This is a genomic window from Aminobacter aganoensis, assembly GCF_014206975.1.
GTDB lineage: Bacteria > Pseudomonadota > Alphaproteobacteria > Rhizobiales > Rhizobiaceae > Aminobacter > Aminobacter aganoensis.
Genome location: NZ_JACHOU010000004.1, coordinates 1 through 15,486, shown reverse-complemented (window position 1 = coordinate 15,486; position 15,486 = coordinate 1). Strand labels below are relative to the sequence as shown.

The following is a 15,486-nucleotide window of genomic DNA, read 5'->3' as shown; positions in this document are numbered from 1 at the left end:
CTCAGCTGGCTTCTTCCTCGCCCTTCAACTCGCCCAGCACCTCGTGGAAGTCCTTGGCTTCGCGGAAATTGCGATAGACCGAAGCGAAGCGCACATAGGCGACATCGTCGAGCGTCTTCAGCGCCTCCATCACGAGACGACCAATCTCGCCCGAGGGAACTTCCGTTTCGCCGGAACTTTCGAGCTGGCGGACGATGCCGGTCACAGCGCGCTCGATGCGCTCGGGATCGACATTGCGCTTGCGCACCGCGACCTCGACCGAGCGGGCCAGCTTGTCGCGGTCGAACGGCACCTTGCGGCCGGTCTTCTTGAGCACCACGAGGTCGCGCAGCTGCACGCGCTCGAAGGTGGTGAAGCGGCCGCCGCAGACCGGGCAGATGCGCCGCCTGCGGATCGCAGCACCGTCCTCCGCCGGACGGGAGTCCTTCACCTGCGTGTCTTCAGACTGGCAATATGGGCAACGCATGGTTCGGCCTTGTCATTCGAATCCCCGACGAGGAAAGGCTTAAAGCATGATCCGGAAAAGTGGAAACCGCTTTTGGCGACGAACCCGGCCGAAAAGCAGAAGCCCCGTCCCGGACGTGCCGGAACGGGGCTTCCAAGATCTCACAGGCGGGCCAAGAGCCCTCCCCGCGCGGCGATCTAGCCGAGATATGGATAGAGCGGGAAGCGTTCGGTCATGTCGACCACCTTGCGCTTGACCGCCGCCTCGACGGCAGCGTTGCCCTCGTCGGAATTGGCCGCCTTGAGGCCGTCCAGCACTTCAGCGATGAGCTGGCCGATCTCGCGGAATTCGGCCTCGCCGAAGCCGCGGGTCGTGCCGGCCGGCGTGCCGAGACGGACACCCGAGGTGACGAAGGGCTTTTCCGGATCGAAGGGAATGCCGTTCTTGTTGCAGGTGATGTTGGCGCGACCCAGAGCGGCTTCGGCACGCTTGCCGGTAGCGTTCTTGGGACGCAGGTCGACCAGCATAAGGTGGTTGTCGGTGCCGCCCGAAACGATGTCGAGGCCGGTGTCCTTGAGGCTCGCGGCGAGCGCCTTGGCATTGGCCGCGACATTTGCCGCGTAGGCCTTGAACTCGGGCTTCAGCGCCTCGCCGAAGGCCACCGCCTTGGCAGCGATGACATGCATCAGCGGGCCGCCCTGCAGGCCGGGGAACACGGCCGAGTTCATCTTCTTGGCGATATCCTCGTCATTGGTGAGGATCATGCCGCCGCGCGGGCCGCGCAGCGACTTGTGGGTGGTGGTGGTGACGACATGGGCGTGCGGCAGCGGCGACGGATGCACGCCGCCGGCAACCAGGCCAGCAATGTGGGCCATGTCGACCATCAGGTAGGCACCGACTTCGTCGGCGATCTCGCGGAAACGCTTCCAGTCCCAGATCCTGGAATAGGCAGTGCCGCCGGCCAGGATGAGCTTCGGCTTGGTTTCGCGGGCAATCCGCGCGACTTCGTCCATGTCGAGCAGGTGGTCGTCCTTGCGCACGCCATAGGAGACGACCTTGAACCACTTACCCGACATGTTGACCGGCGAACCGTGGGTCAGGTGGCCGCCCGAATTCAGGTCGAGGCCCATGAAGGTGTCGCCCGGCTGCAGCAGCGCCAGGAACACGGCCTGGTTCATCTGGCTGCCGGAGTTCGGCTGGACGTTGGCGAACTTGCAATCGAACAGCTTCTTGGCGCGCTCGATGGCGAGCTCTTCGGCGACGTCGACGAACTGGCAGCCACCATAGTAGCGCTTGCCGGGATAACCCTCGGCATACTTGTTGGTCATGATCGAGCCCTGCGCCTCAAGGACGGCGCGGGAAACGATGTTTTCCGAGGCGATCAGCTCGATCTCATGGCGCTGGCGCCCGAGCTCGCTGCGGATCGAGCCGAAGATTTCGGGATCGGCCTCCGAAAGCGGGGTTCCAAAGAAGGATTCGAGGTTTTTCGAGGCGGCCATGGCTGAAGATCCTTTGGTCCGGAGGGGGCATCGGAGAGGTTCGGCGGGCCATTAACACACTTGACCCAGCGTCGCCATGTGCCGTGCGAAATTTCGTTGTCGCAATTGGAGCACAGGGCCGGCACCATGAAAAAAGCCGCCCCGAAGGACGGCTTTTTCGAAGTCGTTGCGGCTGGATCAGAGCGCCGAGGTGATCTGCAGCTCGTCGACCCCGTCGCGGCCATAGATGTCGTCGCGGAACTGAACGACGCCATCACCGGTCGACCAGGCCGAGACATAGGTGAAGTAGACCGGCACCGGGTTGGTGACGGGAACCGGGGTATTTTCGCCCGTCTTGATGGTCTGCTCGAAATGCTGGCGGCTCCAGCCCGGCGTGTCGCGCAGGATCCAGGTGACGAGGTCGCGGACGTTCTGGACGCGGACGCAGCCCGAGGAATCGAAACGCATGAGCTTGTTGAACAGGCTCTGCTGCGGCGTGTCATGCATGTAGACGCCGTCCGGGCTCGGGAAGTTGATCTTCACCGACGCCATGGCGTTGATGGCGCCCGGATCCTGGCGGAACAGGTACTTGGCCGCCTCTTCGGTCGACCAGTCGACGGTCATCGGATCGACCTCGCTGCCATCGGGGGCAATGAGGCGGATCTTGTTGTCCGTCAGGTAATTGGGATTCTTGCGCATCAGCGGGATGATGTCCTTGCGGACGATCGACACCGGCGCATTCCAGTACGGGTTGACGACGATCTCGTTGATCTTCGAGTTGACGATCGGCGACTGGCGATCGACCTTGCCGACGATGGCGGTGTGACGCAGGACGACGCGGTCGTCCTCGACAGCCTCGACCTGAGCGGCCGGAATGTTGACGTTGACATAGCGCTGGCCCAGCGTGCCGGCCTGCGCCTGCAGCCGGCCGAGATTGGTCTCGAGCTGGCCAAGGCGAACCTGGGCGCTGATGTTCATCGCCGCGTAGGTGTACTGGCCCATGACACCGTCGGCCGGCAGGCCATGGCGGGCCTGGAAGCGCTTCAGCGCGGCGTCGACATAGGTGTCGAAGGAGCTGGAAAGGCCGGCGCGCGACGACAGGTCGCCGGAAACCATCAGGCGCTTACGCAGGATCTCGACATCGGGATCCTCGACGCCGAGCTTGAGCTTCTTGGTGGCTGGAACGACCGGCCAACCGCCTTGGGCTGCGATGTTCTGGTACTGGCCGATGGCCTGCTGGGTGTAGGCCACGGTCTGCTGCGAGAACACGGGAAGCGTGCTGGCGACCTTGGCGCCCTGGCTGACGCGCGCGTCGAATTCATCGTCCCAATTGCCGCGCCGCGACGAACCGAGCACTTCGCCGATCACGTCCTGAGCGCTGGCTGCACCCGAGATGGCTGCCATGGCGATCGCGCCGGCACCGGTGAGAAAGAAACGGCGGCTAGTTTTCATGGGCATCCCAGACATATTCGCGCAACTCAACCGGCAGGAGATTTCCCGCGACGATATGACGACCATACTTAACAATTAGCCAACCATAACCCGGCATCACTGCGCGCAATACGCGACTTCATTGCACGGGTTGCTGACGGCCGACAGGCAGATCTGGCGCATCACAGGTTTTCGATAGTCATCCGAATATGGCGGCAACATGGCTGGGGCGCCCCTGATCGCGCCGCCGCGACCCGAAAAAGGAAGAGCCGGTGCATTTCTGCAACCGGCCCTGCGACTGGAGGTCGTTTCCTTTTGGGCGGACTTGCGGCGCCGCGCGAGCCGTTGGGCCTACATGCGATAGGCGATGGTGTCGTTCCAGAAGCGGTCGAGGCGCTGCAGGGCGCGGTTCATCTGCTTGAACTCGTCGGTGTTGATGCCGCCGACCTGCTCGATCGAGCCAACGTGACGGTCATAGAGGCCGGCCACGACCTCGGCCACGTCCTGGCCCTTGGGCGTCAGGCTGACGCGGACCGAGCGACGGTCGATGCGCGAGCGCTGATGGTTGATGAAGCCGAGCTCGACCAGCTTCTTGAGGTTGTAGGAGACATTCGAACCGAGATAGTAGCCGCGGGAGCGCAATTCGCCGGCGGTCAGTTCCGCATTGCCGATGTTGAACAGCAGCAGAGCCTGGATCGCATTGATGTCGCTGCGGCCGTTGCGATCGAACTCATCCTTGATGACGTCAAGAAGACGACGATGAAGTCTTTCAACAAGCTGCAGCGATTCCATGTAAAGCGAACGGATCGCTTCGTTACGGTCCTCGGAAACCATGGCGGGCTTGGCCACCTGACGCGAATTGATCATTGTCTTTGCCTCTCTGTTGTCGCCTGGTGACTTTTTTGTTTGATGTCACCTTGATCGCGAACTTATCGAATACCCATAAAATTCGACTTAAACGTCAGGCTTAACAAGGGCTTACCAGCCACTGGTTTCGAAAGAGGGTTAACAAAAACCCTTCCGAGTAAGAATAATTAACCTTGTATTTTATGGAACGTCCGGCAACGCGCTGAAAGCGTTGGCTACTGCGCCGCGCGGCGCCGCTTCAGATGCAAGACAATGCGGAAAGCGGCGTAAATCAGCGCCACCGCGATGTGGGAGGCCACGATCAGCGGGCGCGAGCCGAACAGATCGGGGAAGCCGGCATACATGACGACCTCGGTGGCCGCGCATATGAACCAGATGACCGGCCCCCAGGATGAAAGCATCCACAGGCCGATGGCGGCGAAGGGAAAAAAGACGGAAAGCGTGACGGCTGCGATCTGCCAATGGATCGGCATCAGGTCGAAGCGCCAGAGCGGGCCGTCATAAACGCCGATCAGACGAACCCAATAGAGGATGCCGAACAGCAGGCAGTAGGCAGCAACAACGCGCAGGAACCAGGCGAAGGCGTTTTCCGTGGCCGAAGGATGCATTTCGTGAAGACGCCCTGCACTGTCGGTCACAGGGCAAGCTCCCTTTCGCCGAGCGTCTGGAAATAGCGGTCGATTTCCGCCGGATCGACCTCGGCCAACCGCGCCGGTTGCCAGACGGGTGTCGATCCCTTGTCGACGATCACGGCCCGGATGCCTTCATAGAAGTCGCGACCGGCCAGCATGCGGTTCAGGATGCGGAACTCCATGCGCATGCAGTCGTCCATCGACATCGTCAGCCCCGCCCGTATCTGCCGGAAGGTGACGGCAAGGCTGGTGGGAGAGCGAGACTGAATGGTGGCGAGCGTCTTTGCCGCGAACTCACCGGTGTCCGCCACAAGGCTCTCGATGATTTCGGCCAGCGTCTGCCTGGAGAAATACCCGGCTATGGCTTCAAGCGTTTCCCGGTCGGTCTCACGCTTGGCCGGGTGGAAGAATCCGCGCAGAACCGCCTCCGGCTCGCCCGTCTCGCACAGGCGCTCCAGCAGCCCGGCCTGCCCGTCGGCGGCAATGGTGTGCGTGGCAAGGCCCGACCAAAGCGCATCGCCATAGCGAATTCGATTGCCGGTCAGCGCCAGATACATGCCGAAATAACCACCGAGATCGGGCAACAGATGGCTGCCGCCGACGTCGGGAAAGAAGCCGATGCCGACCTCGGGCATGGCGAACTGGGCGTTTTCGGTGAGCACCCGATGCGAGCCGTGGAACGAGATGCCGACGCCGCCGCCCATGACGATGCCGTCGATCAGCGACACATAGGGCTTGGGAAAGCGCGCGATCTGGGCGTTCAACCGATACTCGTCGGCAAAGAAGTCGACAGGCGGGCTGCCGGCGCGGCCGGCCTCGTAGATGTGCAGGATATCGCCCCCTGCCGAGAACGCCCTGCCCTCGGCCTTGACGACGACAAGTGCCACGTCACGGTCGACCTGCCATGCATCGAGCGCGCGCGACAGCGCGCCGACCATCTTGTGGGTCACCGCATTGAGGGCCTTCGGCCGTGTCAGGGTAACGATGCCGGCACTGCCGGTCCGCTCGAAACGGATTTCATCGCCACCGCCAAAATCGATGTTCAAGAGATTCCCTCAGTTAAGGTCGGGTTCGAAGAGCTAATGTGCCGTACAGGGGTGCGTCAATGCCGCAGGCCTCATCGAGCGGCTTGGTCTTGGGCAAACCGGCATGCTAAAAACTGCACAATTCCGGAGACGAGCGATGAACAAGTTCACCCCAGCCAAGCCAGCCGGCGCACGCAGCGTCGACGAGATCACCGGCAGCCGACGCCTGCGCCGCATGCGCAAGGCCGACTGGTCGCGCCGCCTGGTGCAGGAAAACAGGCTGACGGTGGACGACCTGATCTGGCCGATCTTCATCATCGACGGCGAAAACCGGCGCGAGACCATTCCGGCGATGCCCGGCGTGTTCCGCCTGTCGGTCGATCTCGCGGTCAAGGAAGCGGAGCGCGCGGCCAAGCTCGGCATCCCGGCCATTGCCACCTTCCCCAACGTCGACATCGGGCTGCGCGACCAGACTGGCGCGCACATCCTCGAACCCGACAATCTGATCAACCGCACCACCCGTGCCATCAAGGCCGCGGTGCCGGAAATCGGCATCATCACCGACGTGGCGCTCGATCCCTTCACCAGCCACGGCCATGACGGCATCCTGCGCGAGGGCGTCATCGTCAACGACGAGACGGTCGCCCAGGTGGCTGCGGCTGCGGTGCTGCAGGCGGCTGCGGGCTCCGACATCATCGCACCCTCCGACATGATGGACGGCCGCATCGGCGCCATCCGCGACGCTCTCGACGACAACGGCTTCCAGGACGTGGCGATCATGTCCTACGCGACAAAGTTCGCCTCCGCCTTCTACGGCCCCTATCGCGAGGCGATCGGCACGCAGGGCCTGCTCAAGGGCGACAAGAAGACCTACTACATCGATCACGCGAATTCCGATGAAGCCGTGCGCGAGGCCGAGCAGGACCTGGCCGAGGGTGCGGACATGCTGATGGTCAAGCCCGGCCTGCCCTATCTCGACATCATCCGCCGGCTGAAGGACGAATTCCGCATGCCGACCTTCGCCTACCAGGTGTCGGGCGAATATTCGATGATCAAGGCGGCGGGCGCCAATGGCTGGATCGATGGCGAAAAGGCGATGCTGGAAAGCCTGCTCGCCTTCAAGCGCGCCGGCTGCGACGGCATCCTGACCTATTTCGCTCCCGAGGTGGCGGAGATGCTGAAGGGCTGAGGCGGACGTCTCGGCTACAACAGGCGCTGAATTTCCTATATCTTGCCTCCATGAACAGGTCCGACGCGGTCAGGAAACTTCAACAGAACGCTGATGCACTTCGCAGCATGGGCGCCACGTCGCTATACCTGTTTGGTTCGACCGCCCGGGACGAGCAGTCGTCTGGCAGCGACCTTGACCTCTTCATCGACTACGCGCCGGGTCATCGCTTCTCGCTGATCAATCTGGTCGGGATCAAGCAGTTGCTGGAGGAGTCCATGGCCGTCGAAGTGGACGTGACCACGCGCGACAGCCTGCACCCGCAACTGAAAGACGACATCGAACGCTCCGCCATTCGCGTGTTCTGATGGGCCAGCGCAAGATCGGCCCCATCCTCGCTGAAATTCTCGATGCACTGGATGGTATCAAGGCGGCAACCGCCGACAAGACGCTTCAGGACTTCCAGGACAACTGGCTGCTGAAACACGGCGTCCAACGCGGCATCGAAATCATCTCGGAAGCCGCACGGCATTTGCCCGACGAACTTCTCGAACGCGCGCCCGACGTACCGTGGAAGCAGGTTCGCGGGATCGGAAACGTCCTCAGACATGAGTATCACAAGATTGCGGACCCGATCGTCTGGGCGGTGGTTACCGATCACCTGCCCGGCCTGCGCAGCGCCGTCCAGCGGCTCCTGGCCGATCTCGGAACCAACGAATCTTGAATTCGCCTAGCGATTCCCCATTTGGAAAGGCGCGCGGGCAATCTTGCCCGCCTCTCGAGGATATCATGACCGCACGCGTTCTGGACGGCGAAATCATCACCAGCAGGCTCGAGGACTCGCGCGCCTATGACGGTGTGCGGACGCGGCGGATCCTGGCCTTCTGCATCGACTATCTGATCGTCGGCCTTTTGATGATCCCGTTTGCCATCGTCATCTTCTTCCTCGGCATCCTCACGCTGGGCCTGGGCTGGGCGCTGTTCGGAATCCTGTTTCCGCTGGTGGCGATCGCTTATGTCTGGTCGACGCTCGGCGGTCCCAACCAGGCGACCACTGGCATGCGCATCATGGGCATCCGGCTCGACCGCCTCGACGGCAGGCCGGTGGACGGCCTCCTGGCCATCGTCCATTCGGTGCTTTTCTGGGCCGGCAATGTGGTTTTGACGCCGCTCGTCCTGCTGGTCTCGCTGTTTTCCGACCGCAAGCGCACGCTGCACGACCTGCTGCTTGGCACCGTGGTGAGCCGCAGCGACAGCTAAAATTGCCATTCGCCGAGTCAAAACGGACATTTACGCCAAAATGTGAAGGCAAAGAGTCCACTTACCTTCACATTCATGTTGAATTTTTCGCGCGTAGCGCCAAGCTAGGGAACATTGATTGGGAGTCTTCCTGACGCTCGATGACGCAGCATCCTACCCATTCCCCGCAATTCTTCCTGACGGCGCCTTCCCCATGCCCCTATCTTGAAGGGCAATTCGAGCGGAAGGTCTTCACCCATCTGGTCGGCGACAAGGCCCCGGAAATGAACGACCTGCTGACACAGGGCGGCTTCCGGCGTTCGCAGAACATCGCCTATCGGCCCGCCTGCGAAACCTGCAGGGCGTGCGTCTCCGTCCGGATCCTGGCCCAGGAATTCAAGGCAACGCGCAACATGCGCCGCGTGATCGAGCGCAATTCCGACGTCGTCGGCGCCATGCATGACGCAGAGCCCTCGACCGAGCAATATTCGCTGTTCCGCACTTATCTCGACGCACGCCACCGCAGGGGCGGCATGTCCGACATGACCGTTCTGGACTATGCGATGATGGTCGAGGACACCCATGTCGACACCAAGGTGATCGAATATCGTCGCCGCGGCCCCGATACCTTCATTACCGGCCAGGGCCAGGGCGAACTGATGGCAGTGGCGCTGACCGACCAGATGGCCGACGGCCTGTCGATGGTCTATTCCTACTACAATCCCGAAATGGACGAACGGTCGCTTGGCACCTTCATGATCCTCGACCATATTGCCCGGGCGCGCGCCATGGGCCTGCCCCACGTCTATCTTGGCTACTGGGTCAACGGTTCGCGCAAGATGAACTATAAGGTGCGCTTCACTCCCCAGGAGCATCTCGGCATGAAGGGCTGGGAACGCTTCGAGGGCGACATCTGAGCACGTCCGGCCCGTTTTCCACGCTGCCGTCGACCATCTGGCAGGGAAAATCGTGGCAAGCACTCATTCCAATCATTCCAAGGGCCTGCTGCTGACCGCAATCGGCGGCATGGCGCTGACCGTCGACATTCCGCTGATCAAGCTCGCCGACGGCAATCACTGGTCGATCCTGCTGATGCGCAGCGGAACGACGTTCCTGGCCGCGATCGTCATCTGGCTGGTCTGGCGCTCGTTCAGCCGCAACGCGCCGCAGCTCATCCCCGGCCGGGCCGGGCTTGTGGTCGCCGGCCTCTATGGCCTCGGATCCATCGCCTTCATCACCGCCGTCTACAACACCTCGACGGCCAACCTGGTATTCATCCTGGCCTTCAACACCGTGTTTGCGGCCGTCCTGTCGTGGATTTTCCTCAGGGAGCGGCCGCGGCCGGTGACCATGCTTGCGATGCTGGCGATGGTCGGCGGCGTCCTCATCATCGTCGGAAGCTCCATCGGCACCGGCCACCTGTTCGGAGACCTGATGGCGGTGTCTTCCGCCTTCTGCATCGCCTCAGCCATCACCATTTCGCGTTCCAGCGGCAAGGACATGGGCTTCACAGCGCTTGTCGGCGTCCTGATCCCGGGCGTGCTGGCGGCCTACATGGTCTCCAAGACGGGTTTCCGGGTCGAGGCGCCATGGTGGATCATCTTCAACGGCGCGGTGATCATGCCGATCTCGTTTTTCTGCCTCGCCAACGGCCCGAAATACCTGTCCGGCCCGGAAGTGGCGATGTTCTACCTGCTCGAGACGGTGCTTGCGCCGATCTGGGTCTGGATAATCTTCGCCGAGGTGCCGACACGCAACAGCCTGATCGGGGGCGCGATCCTGATCGCCACGCTCGTTGCGCATTCGGCCTGGCAGCTCTCGGAAAGCCGCAAACGCAAGGCAAGCGCGGCCGTACAACAGGCCGCTTAGACCACGCCTAGCCTGCCTGGCTTCGCTTGGCCGGCGGCAAGGTCTCCCCGACAGCTTCGATGGTGCGCGGTGGCCCTTCCGGGGTGGCCGCAATCGCTGCAGCCTCGTCCGTGAGCTCGATCTCGCGGATCCATTCGCGCCAGATCGCGACCAGCAGGGCCATCAACACCGGGCCGATGAACAGGCCGAGCAGGCCCATCGTCTTGACGCCGCCGATGAGGCCGAAAAAAGTCGGCAGGAAGGGCAGCTTGATCGGTCCTCCGACCAGCCTTGGCCGCAGCGTCTTGTCGACGATGAAGAGCTCGATCGATCCCCAGGAAAACAGCGCGACGCCGGCGACCGGCGAGCCGCTGGCGACCAGGTAGATCGAGACCAGCGTGAACGACAGGGGCGCACCGCCGGGAATGAGCGCCATGAAACCGGTGATGACGCCAAGCGTTACCGGCGACGGCACGCCCGCGACCCAATAGGCAAGGCCGAGAACGACGCCCTCGCCTATCGCGATCAACGTCATGCCCATGACGGTTGCGCTGATCGTCTTGGGCACCACCCGTGAGATGCGTTCCCAGCGCATCGGCAGGATGCGCTCGCCGAGCCGGTCGAGCTGCGCCACGAAGGATTCGCCGTCGCGATAGGTGAAGAACAGGGCGATCAGCATGAACAGCAACGTCAGCAGGATGCCGAAGGCGCTGCCGCCGGCAGCAAGCACGCCGCGGTAGATGCTGCCGATGTTGGCGCCGCTGACCAGCTGGATCAATTCGCCGATCGAACCGGGATGGCCGATATGTCGCGTCCACTGCTCGTTCAGCCATTCGCCGGCGATCGGCAGGTTGGCGATCCATACCGGTGTCGGCGCGCCATGGCGATTGGTGTCCAGCGCCCAGCCGAACCATTCCCGTATCTCGTTGACCGCATAGGTCGCGGCAAACGAGATCGGCACGACGAGGAAAGCGACGATGAACAGCAGCGCCAGAGTTGCGCCGACGGTCCTGTTGCCATCGACCGCCACCAGCAGGCGCCGGTAGAGCGGCCAGCTGGCGAAGGCGATCACAAGCGCGGCCAGGACCGGAACCAGGAAGCCGTGGAAGAAGTAGATGCCAGCGGCAACGATCAGCACCAGCAGCCAGCGCGCCGCCGACAAGGGCGGCACCAGTGCCGCGCGCATCGGCTGGGACGGGCCGAACAGCCTCGGCTCTCGCTCCGGTTTGCGGGGGTCAGTCACGTTCAAGGGCCTTGATCTCCTCGGCCCTGGCATGGACCCGATTGGACACCCGGCGGCGCTTCACGCCGCCGATGGGAAGATCATAGAGGCTAATGCGATGCGGCGCACGAAAACTTTGCCGCGCTGCCGCATTTCAACGCTAGCCGAAGCGGCCGGTGCGCGGGAAGCCTTTCGGCACCATGCGTCCGGCGGTGGCGCGCGTGCCGATCCATTCGACCAGTTCTTCCCGTGACCGGGTGAAGGTTCGGTCCGCAGAATCCAGCCAGCTCAAGCCGCTCTCCATGGTGAAGGTCTTCACGTCGAGCACGCCGCCGTCCTTGTATTTCTGCAGCCTGACGCCCTTGCCGCGCGTCATCTCGGGGATCTGCTCAAGCGGGAACACCAGCATCTTGCGGTTGTCGCCGACAATGGCGAGGTGATCGCCCTGGAGCGGGATGCAGCGCTTGGCTTCATCCGGCGCCTTGACGTTCATCACCTGCTTGCCCTTGCGGGTGTTGGCGACGACCTCTTCCTCGGGAACGGTGAAGCCGTTGCCCTCATGCGAGACCAGCAGCAGCTTGCGCCTGGGGTCGTGGACGAAGGCGGTGACGATGTCCTGGTCATTGTCCATGTCGACGATGATGCGGATGGGCTCGCCGTGGCCACGGCCGCCCGGCAGGCGATCGGCGCCGATGGTGTAGAACTTGCCGCCAGTGGTGAAGACCAGGATCTTGTCGGTCGTCTGGGCATGGAGAGCGAGCTTGAGGCTGTCGCCTTCCTTGAAGGTGAGCTGCCCGAAATCGGCGAGATGCCCCTTCATCGCCCGCAGCCAGCCCTTCTCGGAGACGACCACCGTGACCGGCTCCTTCTCGATCATCGCGTGGGCGATGTCGGTGAGGTCGTGGTCAGGGGCTTCGGCAAAGACTGTGCGGCGACGGCCTAGCTCGGTTTCGGGGCCGTAGTGCTTGCGGACCTCGCTGACTTCCCACTTGATCGTCGCCCACTGCTTGGCATCGGAGGCGAGCAGCGCTTCGATCTGCTTCTTCTCGGTGCTGAGGGCGTCGAACTCCTTGCGGATCTCGAATTCCTCGAGCTTGCGCAGGGCCCGCAGGCGCATGTTGAGGATGGCTTCGGCCTGATTGTCGGTCAGGTCCCAACGCGCCATCATCACCCGCTTGGGCTCATCCTCCTCGCGGATGATGCGGATCACCTCATCGATGTTGAGGTAGGCGATGAGGTAGCCGCCAAGGATTTCGAGGCGCTTCTCGATTTCGCCCAGGCGGAATTTCGAGCGGCGCACCAACACCTCGCGGCGATGATCCAGCCATTCGCGCAGCACGCTCCGCAGCGACAGCACGTTCGGCACCTTGCCGCGCGACAGCACGTTCATGTTGAGCGGGAAGCGGCTCTCGAGCTCGGTGAGCTTGAACAGCGATTCCATCAACAGGCCCGGGTCGACGGTCCGGCTCTTGGGAACCAGGACGACGCGAATGTCTTCGGCGCTTTCGTCGCGGATGTCTTCGAGCAGCGGCAGCTTGCGGGCGATCAGCAGCTCGGCGATCTTTTCGATCAGGCGCGCCTTCTGTACGCCGTAGGGAATCTGCGTGACGACAAGGTTCCAGGTGCCACGGCCCTGGTCTTCCTGCTGCCAAATCGCACGCACGCGGAAGCCGCCGCGCCCGGTTTCATAGGCATTGACGATGGAAGCCCAGTCATCGTCGATGCTGCCGCCGGTCGGGAAATCGGGGCCGCGCACCTTGCAGCCGAGGCGCAACTCGGGGTCGTCCTTGATGCGGTCCCATTCGCCCGGCGACGTCATCAGGTCGGTGACCGCAGCGTCGGGATTGTCGATGAGATGAAGGGCTGCGCTGCACAGCTCCGCGGCATTGTGCGGCGGGATCGAGGTCGCCATGCCGACGGCGATGCCGGACGAGCCGTTGGCGAGCAGATTGGGGAACGCGCCCGGCAGGACGACAGGTTCCTCGTCTTCCTCGTTGTAGGTCGGGCGATAATCGACGGCGTCTTCGGTGATGCCCTCGAGCAAGGAGACCGAGACCTCGGTCATGCGCGCTTCTGTGTAGCGCATGGCGGCGGCACTATCGCCGTCGATGTTACCGAAATTGCCCTGGCCGTCGACGAGCGGGTAGCGGACGGAGAAATCCTGCGCCAGACGCACCAGCGCGTCGTAGATCGACTGGTCGCCATGCGGGTGGAACTTGCCCATCACCTCGCCGACGATGCGTGCGCATTTGGCGAAACCCTGATCGGGGTTGAGCCGCAGCAGCCGCATGGCGTGCATGATGCGGCGATGGACCGGCTTCAGTCCGTCGCGCACGTCCGGCAAGGCCCGGTGCATGATGGTCGACAGCGCATAGGCCAGATAGCGCTCCTCGAGCGCCTTCTTCAGGTCGACCGGTTCAATGTTGTCGCCGCCATCGTTTCCAGGCGGCAAAAGCCCTTTTCCCATGGGGTTTGGACTAGCGGAACGGGTGATTCGCGACAAGCCTTATCGGCAAATGCAAGGCCGACCCGGTGCCCGGATGCGATCAATTTTTGCGCTCGCTAAAGTAGCAATCGCGCGACCAGCCTGCCGTTCACCATTTTTGCGCGTGTTGCATTGCAGCGATTGCCTTTTGCGCCGAATTGCGGCCAATGTGGCGCGAATGCCTTGATCCAGTCCAGTTCGTGACGGACAGGAGATGGCGTGAACGATTCCTCACAGTCTCAGGGAACCATGATGACGCAATACCGCTCTGCATTCAGCAAGCTCGCCCTATCGACCTTTCTCTTCACGCTTCCGCTCAATGCAGCACTGGCCCAGGACGCGACCGCGGTTGCCGAACGGCTCAAGGCCGTCCTCGCAGGCCAGAACCTGGCGCTGAGCTGGACCAGCGTTTCGGGCGACGCCTCCGAAACCGTACTTGAAGGGGCTAGCATCGCGATGGCTGGCGAAGACAAGCCGGTTTCCGTCGGCAAGGTCACGCTTGGCGGCATCACCGAGGAAAATGGCGGCTACAAGATCGAAACCGTCAGCACCGAGGCCTACAGCCTGACCGAAGGCACCACCAAGGTCGATGTCAGCCCGCTGACCATCGGCAACGTGTCGCTGCCGGCCGAAGGCTCGACCGATCCGCTGGCGTCGTTCCTGATGTACGAGACCGCCAATCTCGACAACGTCAGCGTCAAGATCGGCGACAAGCAGGCCTTCCAGATGACCAATTTCCAGGCGGAAGTGACCCCTCCGGCCGATGGAAACGCCATGGAATTCACCGGTTCGGCCGAGAAGTTCACCGCCGACCTCAGCCTCGTCGAAGATCCGCAGTCGAAGGCTGCGATCGACGCGCTCGGCTACCAGAACATCAGCGGCGACTTCCAACTGGAAGGCACCTGGCAGCCGACGGACGGCCGCATGGCGCTGTCGAGCTACGACATCACCGTCGACGACGCCGGCACGCTGGGCATGACCTTCGACCTCGGCGGCTACACCGTCGATTTCCTCAAGTCGGTCCAGGACCTGCAGAAGAAGATGGCCGACCAGCCAGAAGGCACGGACAACTCGGCCCAGGGCCTCGCCATGCTCGGCCTGATGCAGCAACTCACTTTCAACGGCGCGACCGTTCGCTTCGACGACGATTCGGTGACCAACAAGGTTCTCGAATATGTCGGCAAGCAGCAGGGCATGTCGGCCAAGGACATCGCCAACCAGGCCAAGGCAATCGTGCCGTTCCTGCTGATGGAGCTCAACAATCCGGAACTGGCAACGCAGGTGACGGCAGCCGTCACCGCCTATCTCGACGACCCCAAGTCGATCGAGATCGCAGCCAAGCCCGCCTCGCCGGTTCCGTTCGCTCTGCTGGCAGCCAGCGGCATGTCCAACCCCAAGGACCTGCCCAAGACGCTCGGCCTGACGGTCACGGCCAATCAGGATTGATCCTGATTGCTATATTGAAACAAAAAAGCCCGGCAGCGATGCCGGGCTTTTCTTGTTGAGTCGCCAGATTTTTTTGAGTCAAAAGAGTCGCTTGCGCGGATTTGCTAGAGCGTGTTGCGTTTGACGTGATTCAGGATTCCCATTTTGGTTTGGGGATGATTCATTGTGGTTCGAAGGAGAACCGCTATGGGCAAGCCGCT

At 62.6% G+C, this 15,486-nt stretch carries 15 protein-coding genes; 7 read left to right on the top strand and 8 right to left on the bottom strand.

The features are described 5' to 3' along the window. Position 1: 1 nt before the first annotated feature. The 6 genes from nrdR to GGR00_RS10815 all read right to left on the bottom strand — a co-directional run bounded on the left by nrdR (position 2) and on the right by GGR00_RS10815 (position 5,893). Entirely contained in the window at positions 2 to 466 is a 465-nt protein-coding gene (nrdR, locus tag GGR00_RS10840) for a transcriptional regulator NrdR (RefSeq protein WP_184699452.1), read from the bottom strand. Positions 467 to 642: 176 nt separating this feature from the next. Beyond that, complete coding sequence (gene glyA / locus GGR00_RS10835) at positions 643 to 1,944, bottom strand: serine hydroxymethyltransferase (RefSeq protein WP_055971493.1); 1,302 nt, start codon at positions 1,942 to 1,944, stop codon at positions 643 to 645. A 177-nt stretch (positions 1,945 to 2,121) separates the two neighbouring features. Then, a complete protein-coding gene (locus tag GGR00_RS10830) occupies positions 2,122 to 3,375 on the bottom strand; it encodes a L,D-transpeptidase family protein (RefSeq protein ID WP_055971717.1) in 1,254 nt (417 codons plus the stop codon). Between the two features lie 330 nt (positions 3,376 to 3,705). Further along, positions 3,706 to 4,221, bottom strand: a complete 516-nt coding sequence (ldtR, locus tag GGR00_RS10825) for a transcriptional regulator LdtR (protein WP_055971496.1) — start codon at positions 4,219 to 4,221, stop codon at positions 3,706 to 3,708. A gap of 215 nt (positions 4,222 to 4,436) precedes the next feature. Then, a complete protein-coding gene (locus GGR00_RS10820) occupies positions 4,437 to 4,829 on the bottom strand; it encodes a DUF6163 family protein (RefSeq protein ID WP_156381126.1) in 393 nt (130 codons plus the stop codon). Positions 4,830 to 4,855: 26 nt separating this feature from the next. Beyond that, positions 4,856 to 5,893, bottom strand: a complete 1,038-nt coding sequence (locus GGR00_RS10815) for an enoyl-CoA hydratase/isomerase family protein (RefSeq protein WP_055971718.1) — start codon at positions 5,891 to 5,893, stop codon at positions 4,856 to 4,858. Positions 5,894 to 6,035: 142 nt separating this feature from the next. Here GGR00_RS10815 and hemB point away from each other — a divergent pair, with 142 nt between their 5' ends. From hemB to GGR00_RS10785, 6 genes are all read left to right on the top strand, one after another. After that, positions 6,036 to 7,067, top strand: a complete 1,032-nt coding sequence (gene hemB, locus GGR00_RS10810; protein ID WP_055971501.1) for a porphobilinogen synthase — start codon at positions 6,036 to 6,038, stop codon at positions 7,065 to 7,067. Positions 7,068 to 7,117: 50 nt separating this feature from the next. After that, positions 7,118 to 7,414, top strand: coding sequence for a nucleotidyltransferase family protein (locus tag GGR00_RS10805; protein WP_055971504.1), 297 nt, complete (start codon positions 7,118 to 7,120; stop codon positions 7,412 to 7,414). Next, positions 7,414 to 7,770 (top strand): HepT-like ribonuclease domain-containing protein, encoded by a 357-nt coding sequence (locus tag GGR00_RS10800; protein ID WP_055971507.1) that lies wholly within the window; start codon positions 7,414 to 7,416, stop codon positions 7,768 to 7,770. The genes GGR00_RS10805 and GGR00_RS10800 overlap by 1 nt, the downstream gene beginning before the upstream one ends. A 65-nt stretch (positions 7,771 to 7,835) precedes the next feature. Further along, positions 7,836 to 8,306, top strand: a complete 471-nt coding sequence (locus GGR00_RS10795) for an RDD family protein (protein ID WP_055971510.1) — start codon at positions 7,836 to 7,838, stop codon at positions 8,304 to 8,306. 140 nt (positions 8,307 to 8,446) lie between these two features. Next, a complete protein-coding gene (locus tag GGR00_RS10790; RefSeq protein ID WP_055971512.1) occupies positions 8,447 to 9,202 on the top strand; it encodes an arginyltransferase in 756 nt (251 codons plus the stop codon). Positions 9,203 to 9,254: 52 nt separating this feature from the next. Next, a complete protein-coding gene (locus GGR00_RS10785) occupies positions 9,255 to 10,154 on the top strand; it encodes a DMT family transporter (protein WP_377865043.1) in 900 nt (299 codons plus the stop codon). A gap of 7 nt (positions 10,155 to 10,161) precedes the next feature. Here GGR00_RS10785 and GGR00_RS10780 read toward each other — a convergent pair whose 3' ends face one another. Both GGR00_RS10780 and parC read right to left on the bottom strand, forming a co-directional pair. After that, the gene (locus tag GGR00_RS10780) at positions 10,162 to 11,319 is read right to left on the bottom strand and encodes an AI-2E family transporter (protein ID WP_244487765.1); all 1,158 of its coding nucleotides are present in this window, start codon (positions 11,317 to 11,319) and stop codon (positions 10,162 to 10,164) included. Between the two features lie 196 nt (positions 11,320 to 11,515). Then, positions 11,516 to 13,822 carry a DNA topoisomerase IV subunit A gene (gene parC / locus GGR00_RS10775; protein WP_055971518.1) on the bottom strand — a complete coding sequence of 769 codons (2,307 nt, stop codon included), beginning with the start codon at positions 13,820 to 13,822 and terminating at the stop codon, positions 11,516 to 11,518. Between the two features lie 270 nt (positions 13,823 to 14,092). Between parC and GGR00_RS10770 the strand changes: the two genes are divergently transcribed. Next, positions 14,093 to 15,286 (top strand): hypothetical protein, encoded by a 1,194-nt coding sequence (locus GGR00_RS10770; RefSeq protein WP_055971730.1) that lies wholly within the window; start codon positions 14,093 to 14,095, stop codon positions 15,284 to 15,286. Positions 15,287 to 15,486 lie beyond the last annotated feature (200 nt).

Excerpts from the sequence above, each read along its gene's own strand:
- nrdR (WP_184699452.1), bottom strand. The coding sequence starts at position 466 with ATGCGTTGCCCATATTGCCAGTCTGAAGACACGCAGGTGAAGGACTCC.
- glyA (WP_055971493.1), bottom strand. The coding sequence starts at position 1,944 with ATGGCCGCCTCGAAAAACCTCGAATCCTTCTTTGGAACCCCGCTTTCG.
- GGR00_RS10830 (WP_055971717.1), bottom strand. The coding sequence starts at position 3,375 with ATGAAAACTAGCCGCCGTTTCTTTCTCACCGGTGCCGGCGCGATCGCC.
- ldtR (WP_055971496.1), bottom strand. The coding sequence starts at position 4,221 with ATGATCAATTCGCGTCAGGTGGCCAAGCCCGCCATGGTTTCCGAGGAC.
- GGR00_RS10820 (WP_156381126.1), bottom strand. The coding sequence starts at position 4,829 with ATGCATCCTTCGGCCACGGAAAACGCCTTCGCCTGGTTCCTGCGCGTT.
- hemB (WP_055971501.1), top strand. The coding sequence starts at position 6,036 with ATGAACAAGTTCACCCCAGCCAAGCCAGCCGGCGCACGCAGCGTCGAC.
- GGR00_RS10805 (WP_055971504.1), top strand. The coding sequence starts at position 7,118 with ATGAACAGGTCCGACGCGGTCAGGAAACTTCAACAGAACGCTGATGCA.
- GGR00_RS10800 (WP_055971507.1), top strand. The coding sequence starts at position 7,414 with ATGGGCCAGCGCAAGATCGGCCCCATCCTCGCTGAAATTCTCGATGCA.
- GGR00_RS10795 (WP_055971510.1), top strand. The coding sequence starts at position 7,836 with ATGACCGCACGCGTTCTGGACGGCGAAATCATCACCAGCAGGCTCGAG.
- GGR00_RS10790 (WP_055971512.1), top strand. The coding sequence starts at position 8,447 with ATGACGCAGCATCCTACCCATTCCCCGCAATTCTTCCTGACGGCGCCT.
- GGR00_RS10780 (WP_244487765.1), bottom strand. The coding sequence starts at position 11,319 with ATGCGCGCGGCACTGGTGCCGCCCTTGTCGGCGGCGCGCTGGCTGCTG.
- parC (WP_055971518.1), bottom strand. The coding sequence starts at position 13,822 with ATGGGAAAAGGGCTTTTGCCGCCTGGAAACGATGGCGGCGACAACATT.
- GGR00_RS10770 (WP_055971730.1), top strand. The coding sequence starts at position 14,093 with ATGACGCAATACCGCTCTGCATTCAGCAAGCTCGCCCTATCGACCTTT.